At 57.6% G+C, this 15485-nt stretch carries 14 protein-coding genes and 2 tRNA genes; 15 read left to right on the forward strand and 1 reads right to left on the reverse strand.

The genetic code is table 11. The annotated features are described in order from the left end of the window. Positions 1-6: 6 nt before the first annotated feature. The 5 genes from dapB to ACGJAX_RS09960 all read left to right on the forward strand — a co-directional run bounded on the left by dapB (position 7) and on the right by ACGJAX_RS09960 (position 6467). Positions 7-813, forward strand: coding sequence for a 4-hydroxy-tetrahydrodipicolinate reductase (gene dapB, locus ACGJAX_RS09940; RefSeq protein ID WP_090315906.1), 807 nt, complete (start codon positions 7-9; stop codon positions 811-813). Between the two features lie 259 nt (positions 814-1072). After that, positions 1073-2209: a glutamine-hydrolyzing carbamoyl-phosphate synthase small subunit gene (carA, locus tag ACGJAX_RS09945; RefSeq protein WP_090315910.1), complete on the forward strand. Its 1137-nt coding sequence runs from the start codon at positions 1073-1075 to the stop codon at positions 2207-2209. Positions 2210-2327: 118 nt separating this feature from the next. Next, on the forward strand, positions 2328-5549 hold the full coding sequence (gene carB / locus ACGJAX_RS09950; RefSeq protein WP_090315914.1) for a carbamoyl-phosphate synthase large subunit: 3222 nt from the start codon (positions 2328-2330) through the stop codon (positions 5547-5549). Positions 5550-5551: 2 nt separating this feature from the next. Beyond that, positions 5552-6028, forward strand: coding sequence for a transcription elongation factor GreA (greA, locus tag ACGJAX_RS09955; protein WP_047539307.1), 477 nt, complete (start codon positions 5552-5554; stop codon positions 6026-6028). Positions 6029-6062: 34 nt separating this feature from the next. Further along, complete coding sequence (locus ACGJAX_RS09960; protein ID WP_390959839.1) at positions 6063-6467, forward strand: MFS transporter; 405 nt, start codon at positions 6063-6065, stop codon at positions 6465-6467. A gap of 9 nt (positions 6468-6476) precedes the next feature. Here the strand turns inward: ACGJAX_RS09960 and ACGJAX_RS09965 are convergent, their stop codons facing one another. After that, complete coding sequence (locus ACGJAX_RS09965) at positions 6477-6785, reverse strand: YhbY family RNA-binding protein (protein ID WP_020796529.1); 309 nt, start codon at positions 6783-6785, stop codon at positions 6477-6479. A 101-nt stretch (positions 6786-6886) separates the two neighbouring features. On the opposite strand from ACGJAX_RS09965, the gene rlmE reads away from it, so the two are divergent. From rlmE to nusA, 10 genes are all read left to right on the forward strand, one after another. Beyond that, complete coding sequence (gene rlmE / locus ACGJAX_RS09970; RefSeq protein WP_390958679.1) at positions 6887-7516, forward strand: 23S rRNA (uridine(2552)-2'-O)-methyltransferase RlmE; 630 nt, start codon at positions 6887-6889, stop codon at positions 7514-7516. Between the two features lie 201 nt (positions 7517-7717). Continuing rightward, positions 7718-9628 (forward strand): ATP-dependent zinc metalloprotease FtsH, encoded by a 1911-nt coding sequence (gene ftsH / locus ACGJAX_RS09975; RefSeq protein WP_390958681.1) that lies wholly within the window; start codon positions 7718-7720, stop codon positions 9626-9628. Between the two features lie 8 nt (positions 9629-9636). Further along, positions 9637-10488: a dihydropteroate synthase gene (gene folP / locus ACGJAX_RS09980; RefSeq protein ID WP_390958683.1), complete on the forward strand. Its 852-nt coding sequence runs from the start codon at positions 9637-9639 to the stop codon at positions 10486-10488. Positions 10489-10504: 16 nt separating this feature from the next. Then, complete coding sequence (gene glmM / locus ACGJAX_RS09985; RefSeq protein ID WP_090315935.1) at positions 10505-11842, forward strand: phosphoglucosamine mutase; 1338 nt, start codon at positions 10505-10507, stop codon at positions 11840-11842. Positions 11843-11908: 66 nt separating this feature from the next. Next, complete coding sequence (tpiA, locus tag ACGJAX_RS09990; RefSeq protein ID WP_090315936.1) at positions 11909-12664, forward strand: triose-phosphate isomerase; 756 nt, start codon at positions 11909-11911, stop codon at positions 12662-12664. A gap of 4 nt (positions 12665-12668) precedes the next feature. After that, on the forward strand, positions 12669-13052 hold the full coding sequence (gene secG / locus ACGJAX_RS09995; RefSeq protein WP_047537514.1) for a preprotein translocase subunit SecG: 384 nt from the start codon (positions 12669-12671) through the stop codon (positions 13050-13052). Positions 13053-13074: 22 nt separating this feature from the next. Next, positions 13075-13160, forward strand: a tRNA-Leu gene (locus tag ACGJAX_RS10000). 97 nt (positions 13161-13257) lie between these two features. Next, positions 13258-13334 (forward strand) — tRNA-Met (locus tag ACGJAX_RS10005). 139 nt (positions 13335-13473) lie between these two features. Next, on the forward strand, positions 13474-13932 hold the full coding sequence (rimP, locus tag ACGJAX_RS10010; RefSeq protein WP_149972091.1) for a ribosome maturation factor RimP: 459 nt from the start codon (positions 13474-13476) through the stop codon (positions 13930-13932). Positions 13933-13979: 47 nt separating this feature from the next. After that, positions 13980-15461 (forward strand): transcription termination factor NusA, encoded by a 1482-nt coding sequence (gene nusA, locus ACGJAX_RS10015; protein WP_047537517.1) that lies wholly within the window; start codon positions 13980-13982, stop codon positions 15459-15461. The last annotated feature ends 24 nt before the right edge of the window (positions 15462-15485 follow it).

The following is a 15485-nucleotide window of genomic DNA, read 5'->3' on the forward strand; positions in this document are numbered from 1 at the left end:
GTGGTCATGCGACGTATAGCTGTGATGGGCGCTGCCGGGCGCATGGGCAAGATCCTGGTCGAGGCGGTGCAGCAACGCGCGCCGCTCACCGGTCTGACAGCCGCCATCGTTCGCCCCGGCAGTACGCTGATTGGTGTGGACGCCGGTGAGCTGGCTTCGCTGGGGCGTATCGGCGTGCCGTTGTCCGGTAACCTGGATGCGGTGGCGGATGAGTTCGACGTGTTGATCGACTTCACCCTGCCGGAAGTCATGCTGAAAAACCTGGCCTTTTGCCGCAAGGCGGGTAAAGCCATGGTCATCGGCACGACGGGGCTGGACGCTGCGCAAAAGCAGTTGCTGGCCGAGGCGGGCAAAGACATCCCTATCGTGTTCGCGGCCAATTTCAGCGTGGGTGTGAACCTGTCGCTGAAATTGCTCGATATGGCGGCTCGTGTGCTGGGCGACGAGGCGGATATCGAAATTATCGAAGCTCACCACCGGCACAAGATCGACGCGCCTTCCGGCACGGCGTTGCGCATGGGTGAGGTCATCGCCAGTGCCCTGGATCGTGACCTGCAGAAGGTTGCGGTCTATGGTCGCGAGGGGCATACCGGCGCGCGCGAGCGTGAAACCATCGGTTTTGCCACTGTTCGCGGTGGTGATGTGGTGGGGGATCACACGGTGCTGTTTGCCTGTGAAGGGGAGCGCCTGGAAATCACCCATAAGGCTTCCAGTCGCATGACCTTCGCCAAAGGCGCGGTACGTGCTGCCTTGTGGCTGGATGGTCGAGAGCCTGGTCTTTACGACATGCAAGACGTGCTCGACCTGCGATAAAACGCTATTGAAACCGGGCCCGAGCAATCTGCTAGCGTCCGGTTTTACACCGCCAAGCGACGTCCTGTCGCATTCTCTGGCCTTTCGGGCTCATTGGCGGTAGACCAAAAATGCCTTTTTCTGTAAGCTACAGCTTTAGTGTGTCCACTAAAAGCGCGCAGAATAATTCAGTGAAGAAGCGGGGTGACGTGTCCATACGTCACTCCGCTTTTTTACAACCTGCGATCGCCCTTTCAGGCTTTATTTACGGGAGGTCTTCTTGACTAAGCCAGCCATACTCGCCCTTGCTGATGGCAGCATTTTTCGCGGCGAAGCCATTGGAGCCGACGGTCAAACCGTTGGTGAGGTGGTGTTCAACACCGCAATGACCGGCTATCAGGAAATCCTTACCGATCCTTCCTACGCCCAACAGATCGTTACCCTGACTTACCCGCATATCGGCAACACCGGCACCACGCCGGAGGACGCCGAGTCCAACCGCGTCTGGTCCGCTGGCCTGGTCATCCGTGACCTGCCACTGGTTGCGAGCAACTGGCGTAACACCATGTCCTTGTCCGACTACCTGAAAGCCAACAATGTTGTGGCAATCGCCGGTATCGACACCCGTCGCCTGACCCGCATCCTGCGTGAAAAAGGCGCACAGAACGGCTGCATCATGGCCGGTGACAACATTTCCGATGAGGCCGCCATTGCCGCCGCCCAGGGCTTCCCTGGCCTGAAAGGCATGGACCTGGCGAAAGTCGTCAGCACTACTGAGAATTACGAGTGGCGTTCGACGGTCTGGGATCTGAAAACCGACAGCCATGCCACCATCGAAGCCTCCGAGCTGCCGTACCACGTGGTTGCCTACGACTACGGCGTCAAGCTGAACATCCTGCGCATGTTGGTCGAGCGCGGTTGCCGCGTCACCGTGGTACCGGCTCAAACGCCTGCCGCCGATGTCCTCGCCTTGCAGCCGGACGGCGTGTTCCTGTCAAACGGTCCTGGCGATCCGGAGCCTTGCGACTACGCGATCCAGGCGATCAAGGACGTGCTGGAAACCGAAATTCCGGTATTCGGCATCTGCCTTGGTCACCAGCTGCTGGCCCTGGCCTCCGGCGCCAAGACCCTGAAAATGGGTCACGGCCACCACGGTGCCAACCACCCGGTTCAGGATCTGGATACCGGTGTAGTGATGATCACCAGCCAGAACCACGGTTTTGCCGTAGACGAAGCCACCCTGCCGGCCAACGTTCGTGCGACTCACAAATCGCTGTTCGACGGCACCCTGCAAGGGATCGAGCGTACCGACAAGAGCGCCTTCAGCTTCCAGGGTCACCCGGAAGCCAGCCCTGGCCCGAACGACGTAGCGCCTTTGTTTGATCGCTTCATCAACGAGATGGCCAAGCGACGCTGATCGCTCGCCCTGATGTTGCAAAGCTTGAGGGCGGTCCCGATACCGGTGGCCCTCTCAAGGCTTCAGAGATTGAACAAGACGGCTTGCCGACTGACCTGCGGATTTGAGTGACAAACCCATGCCAAAACGTACAGACATTAAAAGCATCCTGATTCTCGGCGCTGGCCCGATCGTGATCGGCCAGGCCTGCGAATTCGACTACTCCGGCGCCCAGGCCTGCAAAGCCCTGCGCGAAGAGGGTTACCGCGTCATCCTGGTAAACTCCAACCCGGCCACCATCATGACCGACCCGGCCATGGCCGACGCTACCTACATCGAACCGATCAAGTGGCAGACCGTCGCCAAGATCATCGAGAAAGAGCGTCCGGACGCGCTGCTGCCAACCATGGGCGGCCAGACCGCCCTGAACTGCGCCCTGGACCTGGAGCGCGAAGGCGTTCTGGAGAAGTTCGGCGTAGAGATGATCGGTGCCAACGCCGACACCATCGACAAGGCTGAAGACCGCTCGCGTTTCGACAAGGCCATGAAATCCATCGGCCTGGCGTGCCCGCGCTCCGGTATCGCTCACAGCATGGAAGAGGCCAATGCGGTCCTCGAGAAGCTTGGCTTCCCGTGCATCATCCGTCCGTCCTTCACTATGGGCGGCACCGGCGGCGGTATCGCTTACAACCGTGAAGAGTTCGAAGAAATCTGCGCCCGTGGTCTGGACCTGTCGCCGACCAAAGAGCTGCTGATCGACGAATCCCTGATCGGCTGGAAAGAATACGAAATGGAGGTTGTCCGCGATAAGAAGGACAACTGCATCATTGTCTGCTCCATCGAAAACTTCGACCCGATGGGCGTGCACACCGGTGACTCGATCACCGTGGCGCCTGCACAGACCCTGACCGACAAGGAATACCAGATCCTGCGTAACGCCTCCCTGGCGGTACTGCGCGAGATCGGCGTGGAAACCGGTGGTTCCAACGTCCAGTTCGGCATCTGCCCGAACACGGGTCGCATGGTTGTCATCGAGATGAACCCGCGTGTATCCCGTTCCTCGGCCCTGGCGTCGAAAGCCACCGGTTTCCCGATTGCCAAGGTCGCGGCCAAGCTGGCCGTGGGTTACACCCTGGATGAGTTGTCGAACGACATCACCGGCGGCAAGACCCCGGCGTCCTTCGAACCGTCCATCGACTACGTCGTGACCAAGCTGCCGCGTTTCGCCTTCGAGAAGTTCTCCAAGGCAGACGCGCGCCTGACCACGCAAATGAAGTCGGTCGGCGAAGTCATGGCCATTGGCCGCACCTTCCAGGAATCCCTGCAGAAAGCGCTGCGCGGCCTGGAAGTAGGCGTTTGCGGTCTGGACGAGAAGGTTGACCTGAACAATCCGGAAAGCATGAGCATCCTCAAACGCGAGCTGACCGTGCCGGGTGCCGAGCGTATCTGGTACGTGGCGGACGCAATGCGCGCCGGCATGAGCGTTGAAGATATCTTCGGCATGACCATGATCGATCCTTGGTTCCTGGTGCAGATGGAAGATCTGATCAAGGACGAAGAGAAGGTCAAGACCCTGGGTCTGACCAGCATCGACCGTGACCTGATGTTCCGCCTCAAGCGCAAAGGCTTCTCCGATCAGCGTCTGGCCAAGCTGCTGGGTGTGACCGAGAAGAGCCTGCGTGCCCATCGCCACAAGCTTGAAGTATTCCCGGTCTACAAGCGCGTTGACACGTGCGCCGCCGAGTTCGCCACCGATACCGCTTATCTGTACTCCACGTACGAAGAAGAGTGTGAGGCCGCTCCATCGGGCCGCGACAAGATCATGATCCTGGGTGGCGGTCCGAACCGTATCGGCCAGGGCATCGAGTTCGACTACTGCTGCGTACACGCGGCACTGGCCCTGCGCGATGACGGGTACGAGACCATCATGGTCAACTGCAACCCGGAAACCGTATCCACCGACTACGACACTTCCGATCGCCTGTACTTCGAGCCAGTGACCCTGGAAGACGTGCTGGAAATCGTCCGCGTCGAGAAACCGAAAGGCGTGATCGTCCAGTACGGCGGCCAGACCCCGTTGAAACTGGCCCGTGCCCTGGAAGCCGCCGGCGTGCCGATCATCGGCACCAGCCCTGACGCCATCGACCGTGCCGAAGACCGTGAGCGCTTCCAGCAAATGGTTCAGCGACTGAACCTGCGTCAGCCGCCAAACGCCACCGTACGCAGCGAAGACGAAGCGATTCGTGCGGCTGCCAAGATCGGCTACCCGCTGGTGGTGCGCCCGTCCTACGTGCTGGGCGGTCGTGCGATGGAAATCGTTTACGAAGAAGAAGAACTCAAGCGCTACCTGCGTGAAGCGGTTCAAGTGTCCAATGACAGCCCGGTGCTGCTGGACCACTTCCTTAACTGCGCCATCGAAATGGACGTTGATGCGGTCTGCGACGGCAAAGACGTGGTGATCGGCGCAATCATGCAGCACATTGAGCAGGCTGGCGTTCACTCCGGTGACTCCGCATGCTCGCTGCCACCGTACTCGCTGCCTGCGCATATCCAGGACGAGATGCGTGAGCAGGTCAAGAAAATGGCCCTGGAGCTGGGTGTGGTCGGCCTGATGAACGTACAGTTGGCGCTGCAGGGCGACGACATCTACGTGATTGAAGTCAACCCGCGTGCATCGCGTACCGTGCCTTTCGTGTCCAAGTGCATCGGTGTTTCCCTGGCGATGATCGCGGCTCGCGTCATGGCCGGTAAAACCCTGAAGGAAATCGGTTTCACCAAGGAAATCATTCCTAACTTCTACAGCGTGAAAGAGGCGGTATTCCCGTTCGCCAAATTCCCGGGTGTTGACCCGATTCTCGGCCCAGAGATGAAGTCCACCGGTGAAGTGATGGGCGTGGGCGATACCTTCGGCGAAGCGTTTGCCAAAGCCCAGATGGGTGCCAGCGAAGTGCTGCCGACCGGCGGTACTGCGTTCATCAGTGTGCGCGACGACGACAAGCCATTGGTTGCAGGCGTGGCCCGTGATCTGATCAACTTGGGCTTCGAAGTGGTCGCCACTGCCGGTACTGCCAAGCTGATCGAAGCCGCAGGCCTGAAAGTGCGCCGCGTGAACAAGGTGACCGAGGGTCGTCCACACGTGGTCGACATGATCAAGAATGACGAAGTCACCTTGATCATCAACACCACCGAGGGTCGTCAGTCGATCGCCGACTCCTATTCCATTCGTCGCAATGCCCTGCAGCACAAGATCTACTGCACCACGACCATTGCTGCTGGCGAAGCGATCTGCGAAGCGCTGAAGTTCGGTCCCGAGAAGACCGTACGCCGCTTGCAGGATCTACACGCAGGATTGAAGGCATGAGCATAACGAAGTACCCAATGACCGTTCAGGGCGCTCGCGCCCTGGAAGAAGAACATGCTCACCTGACCAAGGTCGTTCGTCCGAAGCTCAGCCAGGACATCGGTACGGCCCGCGAGTTGGGTGACTTGAAGGAAAACGCCGAATACCACGCTGCTCGCGAGCAGCAAGGTATGGTTGAGGCGCGGATCCGTGACATCGAAGGCCGCATGCAAAATGCAGTGGTGATTGATGTCACGACCATTGCACATACTGGCAAGGTGATTTTCGGCACGACCGTTGAGATCGCCAACGTCGAGACTGATGAAAGCGTGACCTACCAGATCGTTGGTGAGGACGAGGCAGACATCAAGCTCGGCAAGATCTCTGTCGGTTCACCCATCGCCCGCGCCCTGATTGCCAAGGAAGAGGGTGACGTGGTCGCGGTCAAGACGCCGAGCGGCGTCATCGAGTACGAGATTGTCGAAGTTCGCCACATCTGAAGGTAAAAGCAGGCGCCTGCTTCGTGCGGGCGCGGTGCTTTGGCAGCTGACTCAGATGTTGTGGGTTGGCGGCCTGTGGTTGTTGCATATCGGTCTGTTGCCGGTGCTGGGGCTGATTGGCCTGGCACCGCTGCTGATCGACGAAATTGCAGGCATGCTGAATGCATTGATGGTGGGTTTTGCCACGGTGTGTCTGGTTTTTCAGGCTTTGGTGCTGATTCAGGCCGAGGGCCTTGCCAGTCTATGGTGCGATATTCGTGGGCAGCTGTTGCTGATGGGGCTGGGCGCGTGCGCGATGCACTTCGCGGTGCGTGTCGGGTGGCCCGACGCGGTGCGTTGGCAGGTGTTCAGTTATCTTGTCCTGGGCTTTTCTGGACTGGTGCTGGTCATACAGCCGGTGCCTGGGTGGAGTGGCAGGGTGCGCGAAGCACACCCTTGACCCTTGCCATCACTTGAAGCGATGGACGTTCGACAGCTGCTTGTTGACGCTGAAGTTTTTGCGGTAAATCAGTGCCATCTTGCCGATGACCTGAACCAGATCCGCTTTGCCAACCTTGCACAGTTCTGCAATGGACGCCAGGCGCGACTCGCGATCCAGGATGTTGAGCTTGATTTTGATCAGCTCGTGATCCGCCAAAGCGCGTTCAAATTCGGCTAAAACACCTTCAGTCAAACCATTGTCAGCCACAATCAAAACTGGTTTCAGGTGGTGGCCAATGGATTTGTACTGTTTCTTCTGCTCTTGAGTGAGCGGCATAATCTGACCCTTTCGTCTGGATTCTGTAAAATGGCGGCCATTTTACCCGAGGGTTCGTGGATCCGCCCAATTAATCACGACCCTTATCAACGAGGTGCCCAATGGCGCGTTCCAAGACAAGCCTTGGTTGGCTGAAAAGACATGTCAATGACCCCTATGTGAAGCAGGCGCAGAAGGATGGCTACCGCTCGCGTGCGAGTTACAAGCTTCTGGAGGTCCAGGAGAAATACAAGCTGATCCGTCCGGGCATGAGCGTTGTCGACCTGGGTGCGGCGCCTGGTGGCTGGTCGCAGGTCACTAGCCGGCTGATTGGGGGGCAGGGACGTCTGATCGCCTCGGACATCCTGGAAATGGACAGCATTCCCGACGTGACTTTCATCCAGGGTGACTTCACCCAGGACGAAGTGCTTGCCCGGATCCTTGAGGCTGTGGGTAATTCGCAGGTGGACCTTGTGATTTCCGATATGGCCCCCAATATGAGTGGTACGCCTGCCGTAGATATGCCCAAAGCCATGTTTCTTTGCGAGCTGGCTCTTGATCTGGCCGCTCGGATACTCAAGCCGGGTGGTAATTTCGTGATCAAGGTTTTTCAGGGTGAAGGGTTCGATGCTTACGTAAAGGACGCTCGTAAGAAATTCGACAAGGTCCAGATGATCAAGCCGGATTCGTCCCGTGGCAGTTCCCGTGAGCAGTACATGCTGGCTTGGGGCTATCGTGGTCGGAGTGAATAAAGCGAGGTTTTTTTGCGGGGCAATAGGATTTTCGTATTTCGCCCTGTGGGAAATAACGAATATTGTGTAGGAAGTGTTTCACAAAGGGTTACAGACGGCGCCTGCCAAGTCGTAGGTAATGTAGTAAGTTAGGCCGGTGAATATCATGCGAAGCGCGCGCCATCAGCGGCGCTTGCTTCAGAGGGTAGTTAATTGAACGATATGGCAAAGAATCTGATCCTGTGGTTGATCATCGCGGCTGTCCTGGTGACGGTGATGAACAACTTCTCCAGCCCTAACGAGCCGCAGACCCTCAACTATTCCGACTTCATCCAGCAGGTCAAGGATGGCAAGGTCGAGCGCGTGGCGGTTGATGGCTACGTGATTACCGGCAAGCGCAACGATGGCGACAGTTTCAAGACCATTCGTCCGGCGATCCAGGACAATGGCTTGATCGGCGACCTGGTGGATAACCACGTCGTGGTCGAAGGCAAGCAGCCTGAACAGCAAAGCATCTGGACTCAACTCCTGGTCGCAAGCTTCCCGATCCTCGTGATCATTGCCGTGTTCATGTTCTTCATGCGGCAGATGCAGGGCGGCGCCGGAGGCAAGGGCGGGCCAATGAGTTTTGGCAAGAGCAAGGCGCGCCTGCTGTCTGAAGATCAGGTCAAGACCACGTTGGCTGACGTTGCCGGTTGTGACGAAGCCAAGGAAGAGGTCGGTGAGCTGGTCGAGTTCCTGCGTGATCCGGGCAAGTTCCAGCGTCTGGGCGGTCGCATTCCCCGCGGCGTGCTGATGGTTGGTCCTCCGGGTACCGGTAAAACCTTGCTGGCCAAGGCGATTGCTGGCGAAGCCAAGGTGCCGTTCTTCACCATTTCCGGCTCCGATTTCGTCGAAATGTTCGTTGGTGTGGGTGCCAGCCGTGTTCGTGACATGTTCGAGCAGGCCAAAAAACACGCGCCATGCATCATCTTCATCGACGAAATCGACGCCGTCGGTCGCCATCGTGGCGCCGGCATGGGTGGCGGTCACGACGAGCGCGAGCAGACGCTCAACCAGTTGCTGGTAGAGATGGATGGCTTCGAAATGAATGACGGCATCATCGTGATTGCCGCCACCAACCGTCCAGACGTACTGGACCCTGCGCTGCTGCGCCCGGGCCGTTTCGACCGTCAGGTTGTAGTGGGTCTGCCGGATATCCGTGGCCGCGAACAGATTCTCAAGGTCCACATGCGCAAAGTGCCAATGGGTGACGACGTCGCTCCGGCCGTTATCGCTCGTGGTACGCCTGGCTTCTCCGGTGCCGACCTGGCCAACCTGGTAAACGAGGCTTCGCTGTTTGCCGCCCGTGCTGGCAAGCGCATTGTCGAAATGAAGGAATTCGAACTGGCCAAAGACAAGATCATGATGGGTGCCGAGCGCAAATCCATGGTCATGTCCGAGAAAGAAAAACAGAACACGGCTTACCACGAGGCGGGTCACGCCATTGTTGGTCGTGTCGTGCCCGAGCATGATCCGGTATACAAGGTGTCGATCATTCCGCGCGGTCGCGCCTTGGGTGTGACCATGTTCCTGCCGGAAGAAGATCGCTACAGCTTGTCCAAGCGAGCGCTGATCAGTCAGATTTGCTCGCTGTACGGTGGTCGTATCGCTGAAGAGATGACGCTGGGCTTCGATGGTGTAACCACCGGTGCCTCCAACGACATTATGCGTGCCAGCCAGATTGCGCGGAACATGGTGACCAAGTGGGGGCTTTCGGAGAAACTCGGTCCTTTAATGTACGCCGAAGAAGAAGGTGAGGTTTTCCTTGGTCGCGGCGGCGGTGGTCAGAATGCAAGTTTCTCCGGCGAGACGGCCAAGCTGATCGACTCCGAAGTGCGCAGCATTATTGATCAATGCTACGGCACAGCTAAGCAGATCCTTACGGACAACCGTGACAAGCTGGATGCAATGGCCGATGCCCTGATGAAGTACGAGACGATCGATGCTGATCAGATCGATGACATCATGGCGGGTCGTACGCCTCGCGAACCTCGCGACTGGTCCGGTGGCACCGGCACTTCCGGAACCCCTCCGGTGGTGCACGAAGAGCGTCCGGAAACACCGATTGGCGGTCCGGCTGCCGACGTTTAAGGTTTGAAATGACTTCTGTTCTGTCCTCGACCCGGTTGCCTTGCGGCAACCGGGTTCTTGATTTGGCCCGGACTCATGTCATGGGCATTCTCAATGTCACCCCCGATTCTTTCTCCGATGGCGGTCAATACAGCCAGCTTGATGCTGCCCTACGGCACGCAGAAGCCATGGTGGCGGCTGGCGCGACGCTGATTGATGTGGGTGGTGAATCGACGCGACCGGGTGCCAGGGCGGTTTCGCCACTGGAAGAGCTGGAGCGCGTAGCGCCGATTGTCGAGCGGATCAGCCGCGAGCTGGACGTGATCATCTCGGTCGATACCTCCACGCCGGCTGTCATGCGTGAAACCGCACGACTGGGCGCCGGGTTGATCAATGACGTGCGTGCACTCCGTCGCGATGGTGCCTTGGATGCGGCGGCGGCGACCGGTCTGCCGGTCTGTCTGATGCATATGCTCGGTGAGCCGGGCGATATGCAGGACAATCCGCAGTATCAGGACGTCACCAGGGAAGTCGGTGAGTTCCTTGTCGAGCGCATGGCACAGTGCGCATCGGTAGGGATCGCGGCTGAGCGGATCATTCTTGATCCAGGCTTCGGTTTCGCCAAAACATTGCAGCACAACCTAAGCTTGTTCAAGCATATGGATGCCTTGCATGCCTTGGGGCGGCCCCTGTTGGTCGGGGTTTCGCGAAAGAGCATGATCGGGCAGGCATTGAATCGTCCGGTGGGCGAGCGCTTGTATGGCAGTCTTGCCCTTGCTGCGCTGGCTTCGCACAAGGGGGCGCGTATATTGCGCGTCCATGATGTCGCTGAAACTGTCGATGTGGTGAGGATGATCACCGCAGTGGCGTCAGCCGAATAAGAATGATGGAGTGTTTATGAGCAGGAAATACTTTGGTACCGACGGCATTCGTGGTCGAGTTGGTCAATATCCGATTACTCCTGACTTCATGCTCAAGCTTGGCTGGGCTGCAGGCATGGCATTTCGCAAGATGGGTGCCTGCAAGGTGTTGGTCGGCAAGGACACCCGGATCTCCGGTTACATGTTCGAGTCTGCGCTGGAAGCCGGACTGACTTCGGCGGGGGCCGATGTCATGTTACTGGGGCCAATGCCAACGCCAGCCATCGCCTATCTTACGCGTACCTTTCATGCTGAAGCGGGTATCGTGATCAGTGCGTCGCATAATCCTCATGACGACAATGGCATCAAGTTTTTCTCCGGAAAGGGCACCAAGCTGCCGGATGAAGTCGAGCTGATGATCGAGGAGTTGCTGGATACGCCAATGACCGTGGTTGAGTCGAGCAAGATCGGCAAGGTCACGCGAATCAACGACGCCTCGGGTCGTTACATCGAGTTCTGCAAGAGTAGCGTACCGACGGGGACCAGCTTCTCCGGCCTGAAAATCGTCATCGACTGTGCCCATGGTGCGACTTACAAGGTTGCGCCTAGCGTGTTTCGCGAGCTAGGGGCCGAGGTGGTAGTTCTTTCAGCGCAACCCAACGGATTGAACATCAACGATAATTGCGGTTCGACTCATATGGGGCAACTGCAGGCTGCTGTTCTCGCCGAGCACGCCGATCTTGGGATCGCATTTGACGGTGATGGTGATCGCGTTCTGATGGTCGATCACACCGGTACCATCGTTGATGGCGATGAGCTGCTGTACATCATTGCGCGCGACCTGCATGAGCGTGACAAGCTGCAGGGCGGTGTGGTCGGTACGCTGATGAGTAACCTGGGCCTGGAGCTGGCTCTCGCAGATCTGGCGATTCCGTTCGTGCGTGCCAATGTCGGCGACCGTTATGTCATTGCTGACCTGCTGGAGCGTAACTGGCTGGTGGGTGGTGAGAACTCGGGGCATATCGTTTGTTTCAATTACACCACTACGGGTGATGCGATCGTTGCCGCGTTGCAGGTGTTGAAAGCGCTCAAGACTCGATCGGAAGGGCTCGCCCAGGCTCGTCAGGCGTTGCGTAAATGCCCTCAGATCCTGATCAATGTGCGTTTTGGTGGTGGTGCTAGTCCCCTTGATCATCCTTCCGTCAAGGAAGCCAGTGAGCGTGTGACCAAGGCTATGGCGGGTCGTGGGCGGGTGCTTTTGCGCAAGTCCGGAACAGAGCCGCTGGTTCGCGTCATGGTCGAGGGCGAAGACGAAACGCAGGTTCGTGGCTACGCCGAAGAGCTGGCAAAACTGGTTAGTGAAGTTTCTGCCTGAATTCGGCTTGCCAGCCATGATTGTGTTGGGTAACATCTGCGCCCACTTTGACCGACGAGGTACAGCATGCGTCGCCCTATGGTAGCTGGTAACTGGAAGATGCACGGTACCCGCGCCAGCGTCGCTGAGCTGATCAAAGGCCTTTGTGATTTGGCCTTGCCGAGCGGTGTTGATGTAGCGGTATTCCCGCCTTGCCTGCATATCAATCAAGTGATTGATGGCTTGAAAGGAAAGTCGATTGCAGTCGGCGCGCAGAATTCTGCGGTGGAGTCCACACAAGGTGCGTTGACTGGTGAGGTTGCTCCGAGTCAGTTGGTGGATGCGGGCTGTTCACTGGTGCTTGTCGGGCACTCCGAGCGTCGTCAGGTAATGGGCGAGCAGGACGGAATGCTGATCCGAAAGTTCGCAGCAGCTCAGGCATGTGGCTTGATTCCGGTGTTGTGCATTGGGGAAACCCTTGAGCAGCGTGAAGCTGGAAAGACTCTTGAAGTTGTCTCGCGTCAGCTTGACAGCATCATTGAGGAGCTGGGTGTCGGTGCATTTGCGAAGGCGGTAATCGCTTACGAGCCGGTCTGGGCCATTGGCACCGGGCTGACTGCTTCGCCACAACAAGCGCAGGATGTGCATGCAGCCATTCGCGCGCAGTTGGCGGCAGAGAATTCTGAAGTCGCACGAGGTGTGCGGCTTCTATACGGCGGCAGCGTGAAGGCGGCCAATGCGGTCGAACTGTTCGGCATGCCGGATATCGATGGGGGGCTCATTGGTGGAGCTTCCCTGAATGCAGATGAGTTCGGTGCGATTTGTCGCGCCGCGGGAAACTGAAAAAATGCTGGAAACAGTCGTAGTCGTTTTTCATCTGCTGGGTGCATTGGGCGTAGTTGCTCTCGTATTGCTGCAGCAGGGTAAAGGTGCGGATGCTGGCGCGTCTTTCGGAGCAGGTGCTTCAAATACTGTGTTCGGAAGCCAAGGTTCCTCTACCTTTCTTAGTAAGTTTACTGCTATACTTGCCGCAGGTTTCTTCATAACCAGCTTAGGGTTAGGTTACTTTGCTAAAGAGAAAGCTCACCAGCTGACTCAAGTAGGTTTGCCAAACCCGGCAGTGTTGGAAGTTCCAAAGCAACAACCGGCTTCTGATGATGTCCCGGTGCTTCAAGAGCAAAAGTCGGCCAACAGTGCGACTGACGTGCCTCCAGCTCAAGAGCAGAAGTAAGAAGGGTTTCAAACGTAGTATTGCCGAGGTGGTGGAATTGGTAGACACGCAACCTTGAGGTGGTTGTGCCCATAGGGTGTAGGGGTTCGAGTCCCCTTCTCGGTACCAATTAGTCAGGAGAGCCCGCTGTTGCGGGCTTTCTTGCAGGTGGAAGGTTACATTGACCCTGTCAGGGATCGGTCGTATACTTCCGCCCCAGCTTTGTCGCGGGGTGGAGCAGTCTGGTAGCTCGTCGGGCTCATAACCCGAAGGTCGTCGGTTCAAATCCGGCCCCCGCAACCAGTTTAAGGAGCCCCTTTTCAGGGGCTTTTTGTTAGCTGGACACTTTATAACGCCGCTGTTCGACGGCGTTTCAGGGATGGGCGTTTCGCCCATTTTTTTATTTTGCATAGCATGCATTTACATGCACGAGGGGGTTCAGGTGTCGAGCAAGCTAGAACAGTTGCAGGCCTTGTTGGCCCCGGTGGTCGTGGCCCTTGGCTATGAATGCTGGGGTATTGAGTTTTCGGCTCAAGGTCGCCACTCACTGTTGCGCGTTTATATCGATAAAGAAGGCGGTGTGCTGGTGGACGATTGTGCCATTGTCAGCCGTCAGATCAGCGGTGTCCTGGATGTTGAAGATCCAATTTCCGTTGAATACACCCTTGAAGTTTCCTCGCCTGGCATGGAACGCCCTCTGTTCACTCTTGAGCAGTTTGCAAAATTTGCCGGTGAACAAGTGAAGATCAAGCTGCGCTCGCCTTTTGAAGGTCGACGCAACTTTCAGGGCCTTCTGCGCGGTGTAGAAGAACAGGATGTCGTGGTGCAGGTAGAAGACCATGAGTTCCTGTTGCCGATCGATATGATCGACAAGGCCAACATTATTCCCAGTTTTGACTGAGACGCGGATCCCGCGGATCCAATGGCTTGCGAAAGGCGAGGCGTACGATGAGCAAAGAAGTACTGCTGGTTGTTGAGTCGGTATCCAATGAAAAGGGCGTACCGGCAAACGTAATTTTTGAAGCGCTGGAGCTGGCTCTGGCCACTGCTACCAAAAAGCGTTTCGAGGACGAAGTTGATCTGCGTGTGGAAATCAACCGCCACACCGGTGCTTACGAGACTTTCCGTCGCTGGACGGTCGTCGAAGAAGCCGACCTGGACGATCCGGCCATCGAAACCTGGCCGAGCAAGGTTGCTGAAACGCATCCAGGTGCCAAGGTGGGTGACGTCGTCGAAGAAAAAATCGAGTCGATCGAATTCGGCCGTATTGCTGCACAGACTGCCAAGCAAGTCATCGTGCAGAAAGTCCGCGAAGCCGAGCGTGCTCAGGTTGTGGACGCTTACCGCGAGCGCCTGGGTGAAATCATCTCCGGCACCGTGAAGAAAGTGACCCGCGATAACGTGATCGTCGATCTGGGTAACAACGCTGAAGCGTTGCTGGCTCGTGAAGACATCATCTCTCGCGAAACCTTCCGGGTTGGCGTGCGTCTGCGTGCGCTGCTCAAGGAAATCCGCACCGAGAACCGCGGCCCGCAGCTGATCCTGTCGCGTACCGCGCCGGAAATGCTGATCGAGTTGTTCCGCATCGAAGTGCCGGAAATCGCTGAAGGCTTGATCGAAGTGATGGCCGCATCCCGTGACCCGGGTTCGCGCGCCAAGATCGCCGTACGCTCCAAGGACAAACGCATCGACCCGCAGGGCGCTTGCATCGGTATGCGCGGTTCGCGCGTCCAGGCAGTGTCGGGTGAGTTGGGCGGTGAGCGTGTTGATATCGTTCTCTGGGACGACAACCCGGCTCAATTCGTAATCAACGCCATGTCCCCGGCCGAGGTTGCAGCAATTATCGTTGACGAAGATGCCCACGCAATGGACATCGCCGTTGGCGCAGACAATCTGGCTCAGGCCATCGGTCGCGGTGGTCAGAACGTGCGTCTGGCGAGCCAATTGACTGGCTGGACCCTGAACGTGATGACCGAATCGGACATCCAGGCTAAGCAGCAAGCAGAAACCGGCGACATCCTGCGCAACTTCATCGACGAGCTGGAAGTCGACGAAGAACTGGCCCAGGTGCTGGTCGATGAAGGCTTCACCAGCCTGGAAGAGATTGCCTACGTACCGTTGGAAGAAATGCTCAACATCGACGGCTTTGACGAAGACATCGTCAACGAGCTTCGCGCTCGTGCCAAGGATCGTTTGTTGACCAAAGCCATCGCTACTGAGGAAAAGCTGGCAGACGCCCATCCGGCCGAAGACCTGCTCTCGCTTGAGGGTATGGACAAGGATTTGGCGATGGAACTGGCGGTGCGCGGCGTAATTACCCGCGAAGACCTGGCCGAGCAGTCTATTGACGATCTGCTCGACATCGACGGCATTGACGATGATCGTGCCGGCAAGTTGATCATGGCCGCCCGAGCCCACTGGTTCGAGTAATTAGGCGCGGCCTGAGGAGAGAAG

The sequence above is a fragment of the Pseudomonas moorei genome, assembly GCF_042846945.1.
Taxonomy (GTDB): Bacteria; Pseudomonadota; Gammaproteobacteria; order Pseudomonadales; family Pseudomonadaceae; genus Aquipseudomonas; species Aquipseudomonas moorei.

Bases quoted from the DNA above. Each gene is read 5' to 3' on its own strand.
- dapB (WP_090315906.1), top strand. From the start codon at position 7: ATGCGACGTATAGCTGTGATGGGCGCTGCCGGGCGCATGGGCAAGATC.
- carB (WP_090315914.1), top strand. From the start codon at position 2,328: ATGCCAAAACGTACAGACATTAAAAGCATCCTGATTCTCGGCGCTGGC.
- ACGJAX_RS09965 (WP_020796529.1), bottom strand. From the start codon at position 6,785: ATGCCGCTCACTCAAGAGCAGAAGAAACAGTACAAATCCATTGGCCAC.
- rlmE (WP_390958679.1), top strand. From the start codon at position 6,887: ATGGCGCGTTCCAAGACAAGCCTTGGTTGGCTGAAAAGACATGTCAAT.
- ftsH (WP_390958681.1), top strand. From the start codon at position 7,718: ATGGCAAAGAATCTGATCCTGTGGTTGATCATCGCGGCTGTCCTGGTG.
- folP (WP_390958683.1), top strand. From the start codon at position 9,637: ATGACTTCTGTTCTGTCCTCGACCCGGTTGCCTTGCGGCAACCGGGTT.
- glmM (WP_090315935.1), top strand. From the start codon at position 10,505: ATGAGCAGGAAATACTTTGGTACCGACGGCATTCGTGGTCGAGTTGGT.
- tpiA (WP_090315936.1), top strand. From the start codon at position 11,909: ATGCGTCGCCCTATGGTAGCTGGTAACTGGAAGATGCACGGTACCCGC.
- secG (WP_047537514.1), top strand. From the start codon at position 12,669: ATGCTGGAAACAGTCGTAGTCGTTTTTCATCTGCTGGGTGCATTGGGC.
- nusA (WP_047537517.1), top strand. From the start codon at position 13,980: ATGAGCAAAGAAGTACTGCTGGTTGTTGAGTCGGTATCCAATGAAAAG.